The sequence below is a fragment of the Acinetobacter entericus genome (assembly GCF_026168575.1).
GTDB classification, from domain to species: Bacteria; Pseudomonadota; Gammaproteobacteria; order Pseudomonadales; family Moraxellaceae; genus Acinetobacter; species Acinetobacter bouvetii.
The window spans coordinates 1-386 of sequence record NZ_JAPEQW010000143.1 but is presented as its reverse complement, the minus strand read 5'-3'; the positions used below and the strand labels follow the sequence as shown (position 1 = coordinate 386).

1 protein-coding gene is annotated in these 386 nt (G+C 48.2%); it reads left to right on the top strand.

What is annotated here, in order from left to right:
* Positions 1 to 386 (top strand): GTP-binding protein (locus tag OKC24_RS19945; protein WP_265466319.1); only part of this gene is annotated, 386 nt, incomplete at both ends.

Here is a 386-nt window from a genome sequence, read left to right as displayed (position 1 = left end):
GAACGTAATAAGCCACACGTTAACGTGGGCACAATTGGTCACGTTGACCATGGTAAAACTACTTTAACAGCTGCTATCGCAACTGTATGTGCGAAGAAATTCGGCGGTGAAGCGAAAGACTACGCTGCAATCGACTCTGCACCAGAAGAAAAAGCACGCGGTATTACAATTAATACTTCACACGTAGAATACGATTCTCCAATCCGCCACTACGCTCACGTAGACTGCCCGGGCCACGCCGATTATGTTAAAAACATGATTACTGGTGCTGCTCAGATGGACGGCGCGATCCTTGTATGTGCTGCGACTGACGGCCCAATGCCGCAAACTCGTGAACACATCCTTCTTTCTCGCCAAGTAGGCGTTCCATACATCGTTGTATTCTT